Origin of the sequence: Corynebacterium comes (assembly GCF_009734405.1) — a bacterium.
Taxonomy (GTDB): Bacteria; Actinomycetota; Actinomycetes; order Mycobacteriales; family Mycobacteriaceae; genus Corynebacterium; species Corynebacterium comes.
The window spans coordinates 921,914-940,310 of sequence record NZ_CP046453.1 but is presented as its reverse complement, the minus strand read 5'-3'; the positions used below and the strand labels follow the sequence as shown (position 1 = coordinate 940,310).

Annotated in this window: 17 protein-coding genes; 7 read left to right on the top strand and 10 right to left on the bottom strand. The window is 66.4% G+C overall.

Annotation, left to right across the window (positions count from 1 at the left end):
* Positions 1-18 precede the first annotated feature (18 nt).
* The 4 genes from CETAM_RS04630 to CETAM_RS04615 all read right to left on the bottom strand — a co-directional run bounded on the left by CETAM_RS04630 (position 19) and on the right by CETAM_RS04615 (position 4,448).
* A complete protein-coding gene (locus CETAM_RS04630) occupies positions 19-852 on the bottom strand; it encodes a GNAT family N-acetyltransferase (RefSeq protein ID WP_156227419.1) in 834 nt (277 codons plus the stop codon).
* Between the two features lie 106 nt (positions 853-958).
* Entirely contained in the window at positions 959-1,810 is an 852-nt protein-coding gene (fdhD, locus tag CETAM_RS04625) for a formate dehydrogenase accessory sulfurtransferase FdhD (RefSeq protein WP_156227417.1), read from the bottom strand.
* Complete coding sequence (locus CETAM_RS04620; protein ID WP_156227415.1) at positions 1,811-4,126, bottom strand: FdhF/YdeP family oxidoreductase; 2,316 nt, start codon at positions 4,124-4,126, stop codon at positions 1,811-1,813.
* Positions 4,127-4,157: 31 nt separating this feature from the next.
* Positions 4,158-4,448, bottom strand: a complete 291-nt coding sequence (locus tag CETAM_RS04615) for a DUF6457 domain-containing protein (protein ID WP_156227413.1) — start codon at positions 4,446-4,448, stop codon at positions 4,158-4,160.
* A 519-nt stretch (positions 4,449-4,967) separates the two neighbouring features.
* Here CETAM_RS04615 and CETAM_RS04610 point away from each other — a divergent pair.
* Entirely contained in the window at positions 4,968-6,875 is a 1,908-nt protein-coding gene (locus CETAM_RS04610) for a BCCT family transporter (protein ID WP_231587584.1), read from the top strand.
* A gap of 6 nt (positions 6,876-6,881) precedes the next feature.
* Here the strand turns inward: CETAM_RS04610 and CETAM_RS04605 are convergent, their stop codons facing one another.
* Positions 6,882-8,039: a PQQ-dependent sugar dehydrogenase gene (locus CETAM_RS04605; protein ID WP_156227409.1), complete on the bottom strand. Its 1,158-nt coding sequence runs from the start codon at positions 8,037-8,039 to the stop codon at positions 6,882-6,884.
* A 241-nt stretch (positions 8,040-8,280) separates the two neighbouring features.
* On the opposite strand from CETAM_RS04605, the gene CETAM_RS04600 reads away from it, so the two are divergent.
* Both CETAM_RS04600 and CETAM_RS04595 read left to right on the top strand, forming a co-directional pair.
* Complete coding sequence (locus tag CETAM_RS04600; RefSeq protein ID WP_156227407.1) at positions 8,281-8,763, top strand: COX15/CtaA family protein; 483 nt, start codon at positions 8,281-8,283, stop codon at positions 8,761-8,763.
* Positions 8,756-10,252, top strand: a complete 1,497-nt coding sequence (locus CETAM_RS04595; RefSeq protein ID WP_197085796.1) for a multicopper oxidase family protein — start codon at positions 8,756-8,758, stop codon at positions 10,250-10,252. The genes CETAM_RS04600 and CETAM_RS04595 overlap by 8 nt, the downstream gene beginning before the upstream one ends.
* Positions 10,253-10,270: 18 nt before the next feature.
* Here CETAM_RS04595 and CETAM_RS04590 read toward each other — a convergent pair whose 3' ends face one another.
* On the bottom strand, positions 10,271-10,879 hold the full coding sequence (locus tag CETAM_RS04590) for a class I SAM-dependent methyltransferase (protein ID WP_231587583.1): 609 nt from the start codon (positions 10,877-10,879) through the stop codon (positions 10,271-10,273).
* Positions 10,880-11,016: 137 nt separating this feature from the next.
* On the opposite strand from CETAM_RS04590, the gene CETAM_RS04585 reads away from it, so the two are divergent.
* Together CETAM_RS04585 and CETAM_RS04580 are read left to right on the top strand one after the other, a co-directional pair.
* Positions 11,017-11,889, top strand: coding sequence for a hypothetical protein (locus CETAM_RS04585; protein ID WP_156227403.1), 873 nt, complete (start codon positions 11,017-11,019; stop codon positions 11,887-11,889).
* Between the two features lie 145 nt (positions 11,890-12,034).
* On the top strand, positions 12,035-12,445 hold the full coding sequence (locus tag CETAM_RS04580; protein ID WP_231587582.1) for a DUF1304 family protein: 411 nt from the start codon (positions 12,035-12,037) through the stop codon (positions 12,443-12,445).
* Here CETAM_RS04580 and CETAM_RS04575 read toward each other — a convergent pair.
* Positions 12,426-13,427: a zinc-dependent alcohol dehydrogenase family protein gene (locus tag CETAM_RS04575; protein WP_156227401.1), complete on the bottom strand. Its 1,002-nt coding sequence runs from the start codon at positions 13,425-13,427 to the stop codon at positions 12,426-12,428. The genes CETAM_RS04580 and CETAM_RS04575 overlap by 20 nt on opposite strands.
* Positions 13,428-13,474: 47 nt before the next feature.
* Positions 13,475-15,142: an ABC-F family ATP-binding cassette domain-containing protein gene (locus tag CETAM_RS04570; protein WP_156227399.1), complete on the bottom strand. Its 1,668-nt coding sequence runs from the start codon at positions 15,140-15,142 to the stop codon at positions 13,475-13,477.
* A gap of 120 nt (positions 15,143-15,262) precedes the next feature.
* On the opposite strand from CETAM_RS04570, the gene CETAM_RS04565 reads away from it, so the two are divergent.
* The gene (locus CETAM_RS04565; protein WP_156227397.1) at positions 15,263-15,799 is read left to right on the top strand and encodes a DUF488 domain-containing protein; all 537 of its coding nucleotides are present in this window, start codon (positions 15,263-15,265) and stop codon (positions 15,797-15,799) included.
* 10 nt (positions 15,800-15,809) lie between these two features.
* Positions 15,810-16,775: an NAD(P)/FAD-dependent oxidoreductase gene (locus CETAM_RS04560; protein WP_156227395.1), complete on the top strand. Its 966-nt coding sequence runs from the start codon at positions 15,810-15,812 to the stop codon at positions 16,773-16,775.
* 11 nt (positions 16,776-16,786) lie between these two features.
* Here the strand turns inward: CETAM_RS04560 and CETAM_RS04555 are convergent, their stop codons facing one another.
* Together CETAM_RS04555 and CETAM_RS04550 are read right to left on the bottom strand one after the other, a co-directional pair.
* On the bottom strand, positions 16,787-17,503 hold the full coding sequence (locus CETAM_RS04555) for an SCO1664 family protein (protein WP_156227393.1): 717 nt from the start codon (positions 17,501-17,503) through the stop codon (positions 16,787-16,789).
* Positions 17,500-18,180 carry a histidine phosphatase family protein gene (locus CETAM_RS04550; RefSeq protein WP_156227391.1) on the bottom strand — a complete coding sequence of 227 codons (681 nt, stop codon included), beginning with the start codon at positions 18,178-18,180 and terminating at the stop codon, positions 17,500-17,502. Before CETAM_RS04550 ends, CETAM_RS04555 begins: the two co-directional genes overlap by 4 nt.
* Positions 18,181-18,397 lie beyond the last annotated feature (217 nt).

The following is an 18,397-nucleotide window of genomic DNA, read 5'->3' as shown; positions in this document are numbered from 1 at the left end:
CCTGGGGAACCTGAACCCTCAACCCGCCTGCCAGCACTCGAAAATTCCTGAGGGCGTGACACCCAGGCGCCGGTTGATGTCGAGCATGTGCCGGTTGTCCTCCGCGTTCCAGGTGTACACGGTGCGCACCTGTGGCATCTCGCGCCCGAGCTGCAACAGATTGGCGCTCTTCAAGGCCATCCCCAGGCCGTGCCCGCGGTGCGCCCCGACGACCAGCGTGTCCTCCTGGAAGGCAAGGTCGGGGCGAGAAGTGGGACACGACAACTGCGTGTACCCGGCGTAGTCGCCGCTGGCCTCATGGACCGCGACGGTCCACAGGGTTTCCCTGCCTGCCCGTCGGGCAGCGTCCCCCGCCTCTCGGATACGCTGCGCGTCCCACGCCTCCCGCTCGTGTGCCTGCCCGCCCCACGGCATGTCGGTGCTCATCGTCTCCTTCAACCCCGCCAGACCGGATTGATGTGCTTCCGGCACCGGTCCCCGCCAGGAGTGGAAGACATAATCGGGGTGATTCCCCGGCGCCGGGACAGTCACGGGGAGGCGCAGTGCACCGGCGACCTCCGCCTGGGCCAGGGTGAAACCGTGCGCGGACAGGTCGAGGCCCGCCGGATGCCGAACGGCGACGACCGGGCGGAGGGCTCGGAGGGCGTCGAGCAGCGGACCAGGATCCACGCCCGGGGTGAAACGGATCGCCGCCTCGAGAGTGTCAACGTTGTCCGCCAGCGGCAGTGTCGACCAGGCGAAACCGAGGAGCTCAGGGTCCGCGTAGGTGACCAGAAGCTGCTGCTCGGCACCACGGGTACCGGTGCGGACGATCAGCTCCTCGGCGTTCGTGATGAAATCAGCGTGGCCCATCAGGTCGCGATCGATGCGTTCCCACAGCGCGGCAACATCGGCGGGGTGGCCGGGTCGAGCGCATCGTGCCTCGTCACGGTGGACATGCGCCCATGGTAGTCCCTGTTCAGACGCTCCGGTCCGGCTGCGGCGCAGGTTTGAGCGCACCGGAGTAGAGGTTGAAACGTTCGCCGCGGGTGAATCCGGTCAGCGCCATCCCGGCCTCGCGGGCCAGCTCGACGGCCAGCGAACTTGCCGCGGAGACCGCAACCAAAGCGGGGAAGCCTGCCATCACGGCCTTCTGCACCAGCTCGAAGGAGGCACGGCTGCTCATCACCAGGATGAGGTCCCGCGCGGGCAACCGGTCCGCCAGCAGCAGTGCACCGATGACCTTGTCTGCGGCGTTGTGTCGACCGATGTCCTCGCGGATGAGCACCGGCTCACCGTCGAGGGTGAAGGCACCTGCGGCGTGGATGCCACCGGTGCGTCGAAAAGCTTTCTGCCCCTCACGAAGCTTCTCCGGCAGCCCGATGACCACCTGCGGGTCCAGCTCCACGGGCTCGATCGGATGGGTCCGTTTCCCCATGATCTGCTCGATGGAGGTCGATCCGCACACCCCGCAGGCGGAGGTGGTGGTGACGTTGCGGATGAACTCCCGCCCCGGTGACCTGACCCCCCGGGCCAGGTCCACCTCGAGCAGGTTGTAGGTGTTGTGCCCCTCGGCGTCCGTACCGGCGCAGTAACGGGCCTCCGCCACATCCACGCGCGAGGTGATCAGGCCCTCGCCGTGGAGGAATCCGTGGATCAGCTCGATGTCGTGACCGGGGGTGCGCATGGTGGTGCTCAGGGTGGTGCCGTTGACCTTGATCTCCAGCGGCTCCTCCCCCGCCACCGAGTCCGCACGGGTATCGGTGACGTGGCTGCCGTCCGGTTCGACGGAGACGCGGGTGACCGCGAAATTCCTGGTGATCCGGCCCATCTACTTCGCCTCCGCGATATTTTCCGCGCGTGTTCCCAGCGGCTCAAGACGCACGACCACCGACTTGGAGACCGGGGTGTTCGACTTCTCGGCGACCATGTCCATCGGCACCAGGACATTGGCCTCGGGGAAGTAGGTGGTCACGCAGTCCCGGGCGGAGGGGTACTCCACGACCCGGAAGCTGGGCGCCCGACGCTCCTCACCCTGGAAGACGGAGACGATGTCCACCAGGTCACCGTCACGCAGGCCGCGCTCCCGGGCGTCCTCCGGGTTGACGAAGACCACCCGGCGGCCGTTCTTCACCCCGCGGTAGCGGTCGTCCAGACCGTAGATGGTGGAGTTGAACTGGTCGTGGGAACGCACGGTCTGCAGCAGAAGGTATCCCTCGGGCAGGTCGATGACGTCGGTCTGGTTCACCGTGAGCTGGGCCCTGCCGGTCAGCGTGTGGAAGACGCGTTCGCGGGGACCGTTCGGCAGCGCGAAACCACCCGGATTCTGGATCCGCCCGTTGTAGTCGTCGAAGCCCCTGATGGTGGCCTCGATGTGGTCACGCACGACGCCGTAGTCATCGACCATGGGCAGCCAGAAGTCATCCCCGAAGGTGTGGTGGCCGATGTGGCCGATGATCCCGGGCTCGGACTGGAGGTTGAGATCCTTGTTCGCCCTGCGCCTGCCCAGGGAGGCGGAGACCACGCCGACCGAGTTCTCCACCGTCAGCCGCTGCCGGCCGGAGGCCTGGACGTCCTCGTCGGTACGCGCCCTGACCGGCAGGATGAGGGACTTCTCCCCCGGCCAGGCGTGGGAGCCGTTGGGCTTGGTGGACAGGTGGACGGTGAGTTCCTGGTTGCTCATGGCCTTCTCCAGGCGGGTGGTGTCCGATCCCACGCGCACCAGGTTGCCGCCGAGCGACATGAAGAACCTGGTTTTTCCCTGCCACATCGCACGCAGCGCGTCGACGGTGTCCAGGCCGGGTTCGCGGGGGACGTCGAAACCGAAGCGGTCCTCCAGCGCCTGCAGGAATCTCTCCGGCATCTTCTCCCAGATGCCCACGGTGCGGTTGCCCTGGACGTTGGAGTGGCCCCGGAGCGGGGCGGTACCGGCCCCGGGCCGGCCGATGTTGCCGGTCAGCAGCAGGAAGTTGACCATCTCGCGGATGGTGTAGACGGCGTTCTTGTGCTGGGTCACGCCCAGGGTCCAGGTGACGATGATGCTGCGCGACTCCTCGACCATGTCCGCGGCCTTCTGGACCTCCTCCATCGTCAGACCGCAGCCGCGCAACAGTTCCTCGTCATCGAGGCTGCCCAGGTGTGCGATGGTCTCCTCGACCCCGGAACAGAACTTGTCCAGGAATTCGTGGTCGATGGCGTCGCGGCGGATCAGCTCGCGGTTCAGGGCCTGGAAGAAGGCACGGTCCCCGTCGAGACGGACCTGCAGGTACTCATCCGCCAGCTTCTCGGAGATCCCCAGCACCCCCTTGATGGACTGCGGTCCGGAAAACGCGATCAGGCCGGTCTCCGGGATCGGATTGATGGCCAGGATCCTGCCGCCGTTGGCCTTGCACTTCTCGAAGGCGGTCAGCGCACGCGGGTGGTTGGTGCCCGGGTTCTGTCCCACAGAGATCAGCAGGTCGGTGATGTGGAAGTCATTCATGGTCACCGACCCCTTGCCCAGGCCGAGGGTCTCCGTTAAGGCGGTGCCCGTGGACTCGTGGCACATGTTGCCGCAGTCCGGCAGGTTATTGCTGCCGTGGCGGCGGGCCAGCAGCCCGAACATGTAGGCCGCCTCGTTGGAGGCGCGGCCGGAGGTGTACCAGATGGCCTCCTCCGGACTGGTCCGCTTCAGCTGATCGGCGATGATCCGGTAGGCCTCATCCCAGCTGACGGGGCGGTAGTGCTCGTCGCCGGTGGAACGGTCATAGAGCAGTGGAGTGGTGATCCTGCCCTGCTTGCCCAGCCAGTGGTCGGTCTTCTCCCGGAGGCTCTGGACAGAATGCCGCGCCCAGAAATCGACCCCCGCACGGTCCGGCGTGGTCTCCTCCGCGATGGCCTTCGCGCCGTTCTCGCAGAACTCCACGAAGCCGATGTCGCCCTGGGCGGGTTCCGGCCAGGCGCAGCCCGGACAGTCCACGCCGCCGTGTTTGTTCATGGTCAGCAGCGGCAGGATGCCACGGGCGGGTACCGCGTGCTGCATGGCGTGGACTATCCCGGGTAGACCGGCCGCGGCCCTGGGCCGCCGGGTGATCTTCGGGTGGTCGAATTCGTTGGCGACGGCATTGACAGCGGAAACCTGGGGACCCTGGGGACGAGGAGTAGCCATGATCACACTCTAGCCGCCCCGAATGGCCCTGTTAGGCCTTCCGGAGCAGGTGAAGGACCTGTCCGATGTTCTCCCGCGCCTTATCGACGACCGCTTCCGGCCCCGCGTCAGTTCCCACCGCCCGGCCACTGGCCAGACCCACCAGGAAGGCGGTGAGCGGCGCCGCCGGTCGGGAGGGGCCGTGTGCCACGTCCCGGGTGAGGTCGAGCAGCTCATTGACCAGCGCCTGGATCACCGCCGGATCCTGGCCCAGCCCGGCGGAGACGGACTCCAGCCAGACGTGCGCATTCTCCAGATCCGGGTCGGACTTCTTTTCGCTCATGCGTGTTTCGCTCCATCTCTGAAGGCGTTCCGGGGCGATTGAGTGTTCGGTGTGGACGATTCGCCGAACACACTCCTGAGCACACTCTACGTCGCGCTCACCGACCAATGTCCATCGAGGAGGCGCCTCTCAGGTTGGCCAACCCCACCCGGTTCGGACTAAAGTCCTGAGAGTCCACCAGGGACCCTGACCGTAAATGGCAGCTGTCCGGCCCTGGCCACCGAGGTGGCATCGAAGGGCTGGACGGTGACGCCACCGTCCATCACATAGACGTACGGGATCCCTGTGCCGAAAGACGGGTCTCTCCCGCAGGGGCGATAGCAGCCTCGTAGCCGAGCCGCCCACCAACAGTCGCAGCCGGAACCAGTCCACTCCAAGGTCTCCACAGATCCCCGTGGAAATACCGAAAACAGCAGTCGGCCGACCGGTCACCGATCAAGCAACGCCATCACAGTGAGGAAAACCATGCCCCCGTCTCCGAGGAAGCGCCCTGAACAGCAGGAACACAGACCGAGTCATGTGGCTCAACGAATTCTGGACCCGTTGAAGGGTGCCTCCGAAGCACTCTATCCGCATAATCTCCACCCGGGGCTCGTTCCCGGTATCAGCGTGGAGGATCAACGCAGGCAGTTCGGCCTGGATCGTGTGGTGTTCTTCTCCACGGCCGTGCTCATCATCGCCTTCATCGCATGGGGCATCATCAATCCCTCGTCTGTCGGCGAAGTATCCTCCGTCGCCTTCTCATGGGCGATGATCAACGCCTCCTGGCTCCTCAGCCTCGTCATGGCCATGGGCCTGCTGGTCATGCTGTTCCTGGCGTTTTCCCGCTTCGGCCATATTCCGCTGGGCAAGGACACCGATACGCCCGAGTTCTCCCGCTTCTCCTGGGTGGCCATGATGTTCGGCGCCGGCATCGGCGTGGGCATCTTCTTCTTCGGCCCCTCCGAACCCCTCTCCCACTTCCTGTCGCCGCCTCCGCACACCGTCGAGGCGGGTACCCGGGAGGCGCTCCACCAGGCGCTGGCACAGTCCCACTTCCACTGGGGCCTGGCTATCTGGGGTCTGTACGCCCTGGTGGGAGGCGCTCTGGCCTACTCGACCTACCGTCGCGGCCGGGCGTCACTGATCAGCTCTGTTTTCCTTTCCCTTCTCGGCGCCAAGAACACCGAGGGGTTGGCCGGCCGGATCATCGACATCCTGGCCATCATCGCCACTCTCTTCGGAACCGCAGCCACCCTCGGTCTCTCTGCCCTGCAGATCGGTAAAGGCGTGGAGATCATCTCCGGGGCAGGTCCGCTGACCAACAACGGGATCCTGCTGATCATCGGCGTACTGGGCGCGGGATTCATCATCAGCGCCGTCTCCGGTGTGTCCCGCGGCATCCGCTATCTGTCCAACATCAACATCAGCCTGACCTTGTCGCTGATCGCCTTCGTGTTCCTCTTCGGACCGACACTCTTCCTGCTCAACCTCATCCCCTCCGGCGTGGCCACCTATCTCGACCAGATGCTTCCGATGATGGGCAAGTCCTTGACCTGGGGCGAGGAAACCGTGGAGTTCCAGGGCTGGTGGACGTCCTTCTACTGGGCCTGGTGGATCGCCTGGACCCCGTTCGTGGGCATGTTCATCGCCCGCATTTCGCGTGGACGCACGATTCGTGAATTCGCGCTGGTGACCATCGCGGTGCCCAGCTTCATCCTCATCCTGGCGTTCACCATCTTCGGTGGCGCGGCCATCAACTTCAACCGCGAGGGCGTCGAGGCCTTCGACGGCACTGCCGGCAATGAGCAGGTGCTCTTCGCCCTGTTCGACCAGCTGCCGCTCAACGCGATCACCCCGTTCCTGCTCATCCTGGTGCTGGCGATCTTCTTCGTCACCTCCGCCGACTCCGCGTCCGTGGTCATGGGCACCATGTCCTCGAAGGGTAACCCCGCGCCCAACAAGTTCGTCGTGGTGTTCTGGGGCCTGTGCATGATGGGAATCGCCGCGGTGATGCTGTTGGCCGGTGGCGAGACCGCCCTGACCTCGCTGCAGAACCTCACCATCCTGATCGCCCTGCCTTTCTCGGTGGTGCTGATTCTGCTCACCGTCGCTTTCCTGCGGGACCTGACCACGGATCCGGCCGCCATTCGACGGACCTACGCCAGTGCTGCCGTCCAGAATGCGGTGGTCCGCGGTCTCGAGGAACACGGAGACGACTTCGAGCTCACGGTTTCCTCTGCTCCGAAGGGCCGCGGCGCGGGCGCACACTTTGATTCCACCTCCGAGCGGGTGACCGACTGGTACCAGCGGACCGACGACGAGGGCAACGAGATCGACTACGACTACGAGAGCGGCCAGTGGGCGGACGACACCACTCCGGAGAAAGCTGCCTTGTTCGACGGCGCCACCGACCTGAGGGACGGTCAGACGCCGCCGAGCGGGTAGGTCTGGTCAGGCAGGGCGCAGTTCCAGCAGGCGCCCGCGGTTGCCGTCCTCCAGGACCCAGAGGGCACCGTCGGGGGCCTCGGCAACTGCCCGGATACGCTCGCCCATGTCCCACTGTTCGACGGCGTCCGCGCGGGTGCCGTCGATCTGTACCCGGACCAGACGTTCACCGGACAGGCCACCGATAAAAGCGTTGCCCTGCCAGCCTTCGAAAAGCTCGCCGCGGTAGATCATCAAACTCCCCGGCGAGATGGACGGCACCCAGTATTCTGCCGGGGCCTGGAAACCATCGCCGGAGGCGTGATCCGGAATGGGGGAACCGTCGTAATGCACCCCCATCGAGGCCTCCGGCCAGCCGTAGTTCTGCCCCTCGACCAGCAGGTTGAGTTCGTCGCCGCCCCGGGGGCCCATTTCGGATACCCAGAGGTTGCCTTCTTCGTCCTCCGCGATGCCCAGCGGATTGCGGTGCCCGATCGTCCACAGCTCGGCCGCCACGCCCCCCTCCTCCGCCCAGGGGTTGGCCGGTGCAGGCTCCCCGTCGAGGGTGAGGCGTACGACCGCACCCAGGTTCGTCTCCTTCTCCTGGGCGGGACCGAACTTCTGGCGGTCGCCCGAGGTGACGAACAGGTGCGCGTCCCGGATGAGCATGCGCAACGAGAAGTGTCCGTCGCCTGAGGTGGGCGTCTGCTCCCAGATGACGTCGAGATCAGTCAGTGCCGCCGTGTCGGGGTCCAGCGTCCCCCGCCCCACCACCCCCTGGGCGCCGAGATCATGGTCGCGGACCCAGCTGAGGTAGACGGTGCCGTCAGTCTCGAAATCGGGGCCGAGGATGATGTCGTGCATGCCCGCCTGCCCGGCATGGTGCACGTCCGGCATGCCGCTGACCTGGGTGACCTCACCGGTCCGCTGGTCCCGCAACTGCAGCGAACCGCCCCGCTCGGAGACGAGCAGATGATCGGTGCCGGGAAGGAAGCTCATGGCCCAGCCCTCGTCGAAGGAGCCGTGCTCCGCGACCGCGAACGCCTCCAGTCCACTGAAGGGAAGCTGCGGGGTCACCTGCGAGGAACCGTCGGAGGAACCGGAGGACAGTGGGTTCGCCCCGGCGCACGCGGTGAACGTCAGGGACAGGGAGGTGACAGCCGCAATGGCAAGGAGTCGTCGCATGGCCGGATTCTAACAGCCTGTCCTCCCCGGGCACTGACTGTTTTTCCCCTTATCACGCCTGGTCAACATGCACATTCCATAGTGGAGACCTTGGCCAAAACTTAACCTCAGGCTCCTTGACTCGGCGCTTCCCGGCGGCGTTAACTGAAGTCAATGAGTTGACGCGTTCCCCCCTTGATGTACTCCTTGCCGCCAACAGCAGCGCCCACCGGAGGTGGGCCCTATCTCCAGAGGAGTCATCATGAGAACTGCCTACCGCTCGATCGCCTTCGTCATGTGTGGACTTGTCATGCTGCAGGCCGCCTCCGAGGCCTGGTTCGCCGCCGGCGCCGGAAAACACCTGGCCGAGGGAGGGACGATTGACATGTCCGACACGTCCAGCCCTCCTCCCTTCCCGGAAGTGTGGGGTGTGGTCATCCACTCGATTTCCGGTACGTACGTGATCCCGGTCGTGGCCGCCATCCTCCTGATCGTGGGCTATCTGGTTCACGACCGTCGAGCACTGGGACTCGCCGCCCTGGTCGCCATCCTCGTCGGTATTCAGGTGACACTCGGCCTGACGGCCCCGTCGATCCCCTTCCTGGCCTTCCTCCACGGCTTCAACGCTCTGCTGATCTTCGGCACCGCGCTCACAGCCGCCCGCGCACTTGAGACCAGGCACGTCACCCGGGCCGCCGCCCCGGCAGCCGCACCGTCCCGTCCCATCGTGGGCAGTGGTGTCTGACCCGGACCGTCCCACCGAAAGCTCGGGAGCAGACCTCCGCTTTTCGACGACCGCCCGCCGGGCGGTCGTCATCATCCTCAGCGTCGTACTCCTCGGGCTCGGGTGGCTCTGGTGGGACAGCCGCGTACCCGCCACATACTCCCTCGCCCCGGCAGCCGCCACGGGTATGGCGCATCCGGCACAGACGTCTCACACGGACCAGGTCGACGTCACCGGCCTTCAGGCGGACCCCGATCGGCCCGCCGATGTCCGGATGGAACTCAAGGCCCGGTCCGCCACCCTCAGGAACTCCAACGGAGGCTCATTCCAGGGCTACACGCTCAACGGCTCCACGCCCGGGCCCGAGATCCGTGCCCGTCAGGGGGACATGGTGGAGGTCGTCCTGCACAACATCGACATCGCGGACGGTACCACCGTGCACTGGCACGGCGTCGACGTCACCGCCGCCATGGACGGCGTCGCCGGGGTGACCCAGGACGCCGTGAAACCCGGCGGGTCTTTCACCTACCGTTTCGTGGCCGAGGATCCGGGAACCTACTGGTACCACGCGCACCAGGTCTCCCACGAGCAGGTGATCGGCGGTCATTTCGGTGCGCTGGTGATCGAACCCGGGTCGGATGAGCGGCCGACGTCGGACGTCACCATGCTCATGCACACCTACCCCGGCGGTTCCCGCACGATCGCGGGAACACCCGGGGAAACCCGGAAGGACACGGCCCCGGGCACGACCGTTCGCGTACGCGCCATCAACACGGACAATGTCACCACCTCGGTCTGGGTCGCAGGCGCGGACCCCCGGCTACTGGCCGTCGACGGAAGGAACCTGCACGAACCGGGCGTCGTGAAGAATCAACGGATACGGCTCGCAGCGGGGGCACGTGCGGATCTGGAGGTGACCGTCCCCAGGGACGGGGCCGTCCGAGTCCAGTCCCCCGGAGTTTCCCTGGTGCTCGGCCCCCCGGGCACCGGGGCACCCGAGGCGCCGACGCCCGCGCATGAACTCGACCTGCTGAGTTACGGCACCCCGACGGCCGTTCCCTTCGACGTCGCCGCACCCGACCGCGCCTACGACTACGACATCGGTCGACGGATCGGATTCCTCGACGGACGCCCCGGATTCTGGTGGACCATCAACGGTCGGATGGGTCGCCACGTGCCCATGTACATGGTGCGCGAGGGGGAGGTGGTGTCGATGCGCATCACCAACCGCTCCTCAGAAGTACACCCGATGCACCTGCACGGCCATCACGTGCTGGTCACCGCCCGTGACGGCCGACCCGCGAGCGGCAGCCCGTGGTGGGTGGACTCGCTGGATGTCGACGCCGGCGAATCCTTCGACGTCATCTTCCTCGCCGACAACCCGGGCATCTGGATGGACCACTGCCACAACCTGCCGCATGCCGTCGAGGGTCTGATGACGCACATCTCCTACGAGGGGGTCACCACACCGTTCCTGCTGGGTCGGGATTCCGGCAATGAGCCCGAATGACCGAGGGCTCCGGTCACCTCAGCGTGAGATCGGCTCGACCGTCGCACGGGCAACCAGGTAGGCATGCGGGGAACCCGGGTCCCAGGACGTGCCCTCGACATCGAAACCGGCGCGCTCCACCGCCAGCGTCATGTCCGGCAACGGCCACCGGTAGGCGACCTCCACCGGGTGCTCCATCGGCTCCAGGTGAGGACCGGAGAAGAAGGACATGAGCAACGACCCGTTGTTCGCGGTGATCGTCCGGAGCGTTGCCAGCGCATCCGGCAGTTCCTCGGGGCCCATGTGGATGAGCGCGTACCAGGCCAGGATGCCCGCCCACTTCTCCCCCGAATCTGCGAGGTCCTCGACGGAACCACGACGGAAGGTCACCGAGGGGTGTGTTTCCCGGGCCAGGTCAAGCATCCGCTCCGCCGGCTCCAGGCCCTCGACGTCGTATCCCAGCGCCATCAGACGGCCGGCCCACCGCCCGGTGCCTGATCCGACGTCGAGGATTCTGCCGTTGACTGAGGCCGCCCACGGTTCGATCAGGTCCCGGTCGGGGTCTCCTTCGGCGACGACAGTGCCGAGCATGGTTTCCGGGTCGAACGTCTGCGCATCGTAGGGGTGGCTGGCGTCATGGTTGCTCATGCCGCCAACCCTAGTCAGTGACGCACCCCCGCGAGCGGTACATGACTCCAGCCCTCGCTCAACGCAAGGTCCCGGTCCGTCTACCCGGCGCCAGGGCATCCGCCCACCCTAGGATGATCCGTAGGAGGTGGATTCCCGTGACTGACAACGATCCTCGACCACACCGTCTGCTCGGCATGGCCCTCATCGTCCTGGGCTTCGGCGCCGCCACGGTCGCCCTCGTCGGTCCCCTCGGGGCAGGCTGGCTCGAGTACCACGTCTCGCCCGGCGCGGCCGGTCAGGCCCGGGGCGGCGATGTTGCCGGGCTGATGCTGGTGGCGCCGGTGGCCTTCGCCGCGGGAATCCTGGTGCTCCGTCATCATCGCCTCGGCCCGGTCCTCGCTCTCAGCCCGGCGGCCTACGGGATGTACATGTACTTCCAGCTGGGGGTCAGCGGTGACTCCGCCCGTTACCCCGGCAACAGCGAGTACTTCTTCCCGCTCCTGCTGGGCCTGTTCGTCCTGTGCGGACTGATCATGCTCATGGCCGCACGGGTGCCTGCCCCTGACCTCGGTAGCCCCTCGCATCGCCTGGACCGGACCATCGGCGTCTACCTCCTGCTGGTCAGTGCGTTCCTGGTGTTCGGGCTGCATCTTCCCGGGCTGCTCGCGGTCTGGCGTGGCCAGCCGACGGTGGAGTATCTCGCCGACCCCGGCCTGTTCTGGTTGGTGAAGATGATGGATCTGGGCGTCATCGTGCCGATCTCGATCCTCGTGGGTATCTCACTGCTCCGGACCCCTCGGCGGGCGGGGCTGCTCCGCTACGGAATGACCGGGTGGGCCGCTCTGCTCGCGTCCTCGGTCGCAGGCATGGCCGTCGTCATGCAGACCACCGGTGATCCCGCAGCCTCAGGAATCATCACTGTTGCCTTCAGCGTCTTCGCGCTGCTGGCCATCGTGCTCGCTGTGCTGGTTCACCGTCCGCTTGTCACAGCTCAGGAGCCCGACCGGGGGCGTCGCATGGCCGAGTGAATTGGGGTCATCCAGGGAAAATCTCCCCGTCTCTTCCACTGCGCTCAGGTATCCAGCCAGTTCAACCAATAAGATTGAGCAGCAGAACACCTGACCTTGAGAGCCAGGAAGTAGTCCCTCCGCACGGCAGGTCGAGGAGGCCGCCATGACACACACGCTGAACCTCGTCGCTCAGATCGCAGCACTGGTGGGCGCTGTGGGCTCCATCGCCGTGTCACCCCTGGAGATGTTCCTCTACGGGAAACCCGCCGCACGCAAGTTCCTCAACGTCCACACCAACAATATCGACGACGTGCGGATGTGGGCGTTCGTGGTCGGCGCCCGGAATCTGATAGCGGGCACCGGCATGCTCTTCGGTCTGGTGACATTCTGGACCGGCAATCAGTCGACTGGCACGATCATCGTCCTGACCGTCGCCTGGTACATGCTGCTGGCCAGTCTCGCCATGGGTGTCGCAGACATCCTCGGTTTCTGGAAGCCACGGGGTGGAAGCATCCGGGGGACCATCGGATCCAGCATTCCCCCTCTCGTGGTGATCATCGTCTCCTACCTCTGAGGGTGAGCACCAAGGATCCGGAGGCGCGACCGCTGCGCAGATCAGCCACGGCCGTGGCAGCCTCCTCGAAACCGTAGGTGGTGATCTGGGCGCTCAGCCGGAGGCGGTCGGCCAGCCGGAGGAATTCCATGCCGTCGGCCCGGGTGTTCGCCGTGACGGTGCGCAGGTCCCGTTCGTGGAACAGGTGCTCCCCGTAGCTCATGGCCGGCACGTCGCTCATGTGGATGCCCGCCAGCGAGACGGTGCCGCCAGGCGTGGTCGCCCGCAGCGCTGCGGGCACGATCTCGCCGGCGGGAGCGAAGACGATCGCTGAGTCCAGCGGCTCCGGAGGGACGTCGAAAGTGTCTCCGACGAAGACCGCACCGAGGTCACGAGCCAACTGGCGGTTCCCCTCTCCCCTGGTCAGCACGTAGATCTCGGCGCCGGCGGCCGCCGCCAGCTGCGCGGTGATGTGTCCGCTGGAACCGAAGCCGTAGATGCCCAGGCGGCCGCCCGGCGGCAGTGCCGCGCGTTTGAGGGCCCGGTAGCCGATGATCCCGGCGCAGAGCATGGGTGCGGTGCGCACGGCGTCGACAAGCGGGGACAGACGGTAGGCGAAGGCCTCGGGAACTGTGGTGTACTCGGCGTAGCCGCCGTCTGCGTCCCATCCGGTGTAGGTGGAGTTGGGGCACAGGTTCTCCCGGCCCGTCCGGCACCACCGGCAGACGCCGCAGGTGTGCCGCAACCAGGCCACCCCCACCCGGTCCCCGGGACGCAACTCGACCACCGCGGACCCGACGGCCTCGACGATGCCCACGACCTGGTGGCCGGGGACCACCCCGGGCCGGTGGACAGGCAGCTCCCGGTCGATGACGTGCAGATCGGTGCGACACACTCCGCACGCTTCGACCTTGACCAGAACCTCGCCGGCACCCGGTTCCGGAACGGGCACCTCGGTCAGTTCAAGGTGGCCGGGCACGTCCGTGGTCTTCCAGGCTCTCATGGCTTCACTATCGTCCCGGTCGCGCGGGCCGGTCAACCCCTGACGCCTCAGACCTCGCTGACCTTCCCGGCCTCGACCTGCCAGTGCCGGTCGGTGCGGACAGTGTCGAGCATCCGCCGGTCGTGCGTCACCAGCAGCAGTGTCCCGCTGTAGGACTCGAGCGACTGTTCCAGCTGTTCGATGGCCTCCAGGTCGAGGTGGTTGGTCGGCTCATCGAGCACCAGCAGGTTGACTCCCCGGGCCTGCAGGACAGCCAGTCCGGCGCGGGTGCGTTCGCCGGGCGAGAGTTCGTCGACCGGTCGGTTCACGTGATCTGCCCGCAACCCGAACTTGGCCAACAGGGTCCGTACCTCCTCGCCGGTGAAGTCGGGAACCGCATCCCCGAAGGCCTCCGCCAGGGGCTGGGATCCTGCCAGCACGGAACGCGCCTGGTCGATCTCGCCGATCTGCACGCTGGCGCCCAGGCCGGCGGTTCCCTCATCGGGGAGCTGTTGCCCGAGCAGCGCACGGAGCAGCGTCGATTTTCCGGCGCCATTCGGTCCGGTGATGCTGATCCGCTCCCCGGCGTTCACCTGGAGCGACAGTGGACCGAGCGTGAACGACCCCTGCCGGTAGACCGCGTCGTTGAGCGTCGAGACCACTGAACTGGACCTGGGTGCGGAACCGATGCTGAACTCGAGCTTCCACTCCTTGCGTGGTTCCTCGACCTCATCAAGCCGGGCGATCCGGCTCTCCATCTGACGCACCTTCTGGGCCTGCTTCTCGCTGGACTCCGTGGCGGCCTTGCGCCTGATCTTGTCGTTGTCCGGCGCCTTCTTGATCGCGTTGCGCACGCCCTGGCTCGACCATTCCCGCTGGGTCCTGGCCCGGGAGACGAGGTCCGCCTTCTTGTCGGCGAACTCCTCGTATTTCTCCCGCTGCTGACGGCGAACCGTCGCGCGTTCCTCCAGATAGGCGTCATAGCCTCCGCCGAACACACGGTTGGTGCCCTGCACCAGATCCAGTTCAAGGACCTGGGTCACGCAGCGGGCGAGGAACTCGCGGTCATGGCTGACCAGCACCACTCCCCCGCGGAGTCCCCGTACGAATGACTCCAGCCGCTCGAGCCCGTCGAGGTCGAGGTCATTGGTGGGTTCGTCCAACAGGACGATGTCGAAGCGCGAGAGGAGCAGCGCCGCCAACCCCACGCGGGCGGCCTGCCCACCGGACAGCGAGGTCATCAGTTCCTCCTCCGCCCGGTTGCCGTCGAGTTCGAAGCCCAGATCGGCGAGCACGGCCGGAATGCGCTCCGTGAGGTCGGCGGCACCGCTGGCCAGCCAGCGATCGAAGGCCACCGCGTAGGCGTCGGCCGGGTCCACGCCGTCGGCCCCGGACGGGGCCGGGTCGCCGAGGGCTGCCGCCGTGGCCTCCATGTCTCTGGTGGCCTCGGCGCATCCCGTCCGGCGGGCGATGTAGTCGGTGATGGTCTCACCCGCGACACGTTCGTGCTCCTGGGGCAGCCAACCGACGAAGGCGTCGGCAGGTGCCAGCGTGATGGTCCCTGCCTGGGGGGTGTCGATGCCCGCCAGCAGCCTGAGCAGCGTGGACTTTCCGGCGCCGTTCGCACCGACGACGCCGACCACGTCACCGGGAGCAACGGTCAGGTCAAGCGAGTGGAAGAGGGTGCGATGGCCGTGGCCGCCGGCCAGGTCATGCGCCACGAGTGTTGCAGTCATCGCCCTATTCTGTCACTGACCTGAACAATGACGGCATTCCCGGGTGGTTCAGACGTGACCCCTTTTTCTGTCTGATCCTGCGCGCTAGACTTGTTGTCCCGGGCCACATGGAGGCTTGTCATGCCGATCTTCACCGTCGGTCACTCCAACCACAGCTTCGAGAAGTTCCTCGGCCTGCTTCTCGACGCCGATGTCAAGGCCGTGGTCGACGTGCGCAAACTACCAGGTTCGCGGAAGTATCCGCACTTCAATGACGATGTGCTGGCCGCCGAACTACCCGGGCACGGCATCTCCTACCGCCGGGTGGAGGCCTTGACGGGGCGTCGGAAAGTATCCGGAACGGTCCCCTTCGAGGTCAACGGGAACTGGCGCAACCGCAGCTTCCACAACTATGCCGACCACGCCCTCTCCGAAGAGTTCTCCGCCGCCCTCCACCAGCTTCGCGACGCAGCACTGCCCACCCCCACCACGATCATGTGTTCCGAAGCGGTCTGGTGGCGCTGCCACCGCCGTATCATCGCCGATCATCTTCTCGCCGCCGGTGAGGACGTCCGCCACATCATGGGCCCCGGCCAGATCACGCCGGCCACGTTCAACGAGGGTGCGGTCATCGGCGAAGACGCGAAAGTCCGGTATCCGGAAATCCGGGAAACGTAGGCTGGCAGACATGAGCACACAGCTTCCTGACGCGGTGGACGTCCTCGTCGTCGGCGGCGGGCCCTCCGGCCTGGCAGCCGCGACCTGGCTGGGGCGATACCAGCGGTTCACTCTCGTCGTCGACGCCGGTGAGTACCGCAACAGCGCAGCCGACCATGTGCACGGACTGCTCAGCCGCGACCCCGTGGCACCACAGGAGCTGCGCGCCGACTCCCTGGCCGGGCTGGAACAGTATCCCCTGGTCAGGCTGCATCACGGGATAGTGAACTCCGTGAGCCGCGACGAGGACGGCCTGTTCCATGCCACCGTCGACGGCAGCCACCAGGTCTCCGCCACGCGTATCGTGCTGGCGACCGGGATACGCGATCAGTTTCCGCACATCGGCGGATTCGACGAGCACTACGGCATCGACGTACACCACTGCCCGGCCTGCGACGGATTCAACGCTCTCGGGGAGGACGTGCTCGTGCTCGGTTCCAGCAGCCGTATCCCGGGTTTCGCGGCCGGTTTCCTCGAATGGGCCCGAAGCGTGAAGATCGTCACCAACTCCCTTGACCCCCACTTCGATGAGAGGCAGCGGGCGGCTCTCCGGGATCACGGGATCAAGGTGGTCGAGGGAATCGCCGAGGCGTTGGTCGGCGATCCTGGTCAGCTGCGGGGCATCTCGCTTGCCGACAGCTCGCTGGTGCCGGGCTCCAGGGTGTTCTTCTCCTACCGCTACCTCCCCACCAACGACCTCGCAGCCGATCTGGGTTGCGAGCTGAACCGTGACGGGTCCATCGTGGTCAACAAATACCAGCTGACCAGCATCAGTGGCGTCTATGCGGCCGGCGACATCACCACCAACCTCAAACTTGTCCCGGTCGCGATCAGTTCAGGAACGATCGCCGGATACGCCTGCGCGGCGTCCCTGCGCGGGCACGGCACCACACCGCCGGCACCCCCGCCCGCACCGCCGGCGCGGTGGTTCATCTGAGCTCCGGCCCCTCACACCAGCGGCCACGGAAAGTTGTGGTGCGATCGGGGGTGCGGCAGGTGGGGCATGCGCAACAGCCGTGAGGCGCGGCGCTGGAGTGCCTCCACCTCCTCGGGGTCGAGGAGGACGGCGACGTCGTCAGGCAGCTCCTGCATCAGCGGCTCGACCGCCGAGAGCAGCGACTCATCGATCTGCTCTCCCGCGAAGTCCCAGATGACCGTGCGCAACTTCGGCGCAGCGCTGAAACACAGTCCGTGGTCGATGCCCCAGACATGATCGTCGGCGTCGAGAAGCACGTGGCCCGACTTACGGTCTGTGTTGTTGGTGAGTATGTCGAACACCGCAATGCGGCGCAGTTGCGCATGCAGATCGGGGCGGGTCTCCAGTAGCGGGAAATAGTGCAGTCCGTCGTTCTCGATGTACCACTGCACTGAGCCGATCCCGAAGGGCCCGTCCTCGCGCGTCACCGTCGGCGGGACGATGTGCCACCCGAGGTGTTCGCTCAGGCGGAACGCGGCCACCTCACGGGCGTGGAGCCCCGGCGCGAAATCGCGCAGCGGCCGTTCCCCCAGCTCCGGCTTGTAGATCGCCCAGCCGTATTCCTCGCTGCGGGTGGCCTCCAGTACAAAGGTGAGGTTGCTCGACCCGGCAAGTTGCGCGACAACGTTCAGTTCGCCGTTCTGGAGCAGCTCAAGCTCCCGGGCAAAAGGCGGCGTCGGGGCGCTCACGACCGCTTCTCTCCCCGGGGGTGTGCCACCAGGTCCTTCACTGACCCGGTGGTCGAGTTGGTCTCCAGCATCGCGGTCCCACCATCGGAGGTGAACTGCGCGACCGACACGGAGGCAGGCTCGATGGTGATGCCCTGGAATGAGTCGAGCGGAGTGCCGCCGAGATGTGCGACCGCGGCCTTGATCGGGTCCGCGTGACTGAAGCAGACGACCACCTCCCCCTTGTGCCGGGCGGCGATCTCCTCGAGTGACGCGGCCATCCGGGCCTGCATCTCGACGAAGCTCTCACCACCGGGGAAACGGAATTCCGACGGCTTCTTCTGGACGGTCTTCCACTCGGGCAGCCGGGAGAGCTCGCCCAGTTGTCCACCCGTCCACTCACCGAAGTCGCACTCCACGATGCCCTCCCAGATGATCGGGGTCAGCCCGAGCCGCTCGGCGGTGGGCGCCGCCGTCTCCCGGGCGCGCTCCATCGGCGACGTGTAGATCGCGGCCAGCGGCAGCCCGGCCAGACGCTCCGCCACACCGCGGGCCTGTTCCTCCCCGGCCTCGCTGAGGTGAAGCCCCGGCGCGCGGCCCGGCAACACCTGACCGGTGGTCGGGGTGACGCCGTGGCGCACCAGGATGATCAGGGTCGAGGGTGCTGGCCGGTCTCCGGAAACGATCTCTGTGCCCATCGCCCGGATCATAGTCACTGCAGCGACCTCCTGCCTAGATTCCTGGGTGCTGCTGCACACTCGCGTTTTTAACGAAAACGATGAATTTCCCACCTGCATTGCGCCGCGTGCCATCAAATAGTCAGAAAGTGGAATATTCCATGTGCAACAGCACCCCAGGAATGTCGACAACCTAGCGGGCGGTGGGGACGGGCGGCCACGGACGGCGCCGGGCCCG

Bases quoted from the DNA above. Each gene is read 5' to 3' on its own strand.
- CETAM_RS04630 (WP_156227419.1), bottom strand. From the start codon at position 852: ATGGGCCACGCTGATTTCATCACGAACGCCGAGGAGCTGATCGTCCGC.
- fdhD (WP_156227417.1), bottom strand. From the start codon at position 1,810: ATGGGCCGGATCACCAGGAATTTCGCGGTCACCCGCGTCTCCGTCGAA.
- CETAM_RS04620 (WP_156227415.1), bottom strand. From the start codon at position 4,126: ATGGCTACTCCTCGTCCCCAGGGTCCCCAGGTTTCCGCTGTCAATGCC.
- CETAM_RS04615 (WP_156227413.1), bottom strand. From the start codon at position 4,448: ATGAGCGAAAAGAAGTCCGACCCGGATCTGGAGAATGCGCACGTCTGG.
- CETAM_RS04605 (WP_156227409.1), bottom strand. From the start codon at position 8,039: ATGCGACGACTCCTTGCCATTGCGGCTGTCACCTCCCTGTCCCTGACG.
- CETAM_RS04600 (WP_156227407.1), top strand. From the start codon at position 8,281: ATGAGAACTGCCTACCGCTCGATCGCCTTCGTCATGTGTGGACTTGTC.
- CETAM_RS04590 (WP_231587583.1), bottom strand. From the start codon at position 10,879: ATGAGCAACCATGACGCCAGCCACCCCTACGATGCGCAGACGTTCGAC.
- CETAM_RS04580 (WP_231587582.1), top strand. From the start codon at position 12,035: ATGACACACACGCTGAACCTCGTCGCTCAGATCGCAGCACTGGTGGGC.
- CETAM_RS04575 (WP_156227401.1), bottom strand. From the start codon at position 13,427: ATGAGAGCCTGGAAGACCACGGACGTGCCCGGCCACCTTGAACTGACC.
- CETAM_RS04570 (WP_156227399.1), bottom strand. From the start codon at position 15,142: ATGACTGCAACACTCGTGGCGCATGACCTGGCCGGCGGCCACGGCCAT.
- CETAM_RS04565 (WP_156227397.1), top strand. From the start codon at position 15,263: ATGCCGATCTTCACCGTCGGTCACTCCAACCACAGCTTCGAGAAGTTC.
- CETAM_RS04560 (WP_156227395.1), top strand. From the start codon at position 15,810: ATGAGCACACAGCTTCCTGACGCGGTGGACGTCCTCGTCGTCGGCGGC.
- CETAM_RS04550 (WP_156227391.1), bottom strand. From the start codon at position 18,180: ATGGGCACAGAGATCGTTTCCGGAGACCGGCCAGCACCCTCGACCCTG.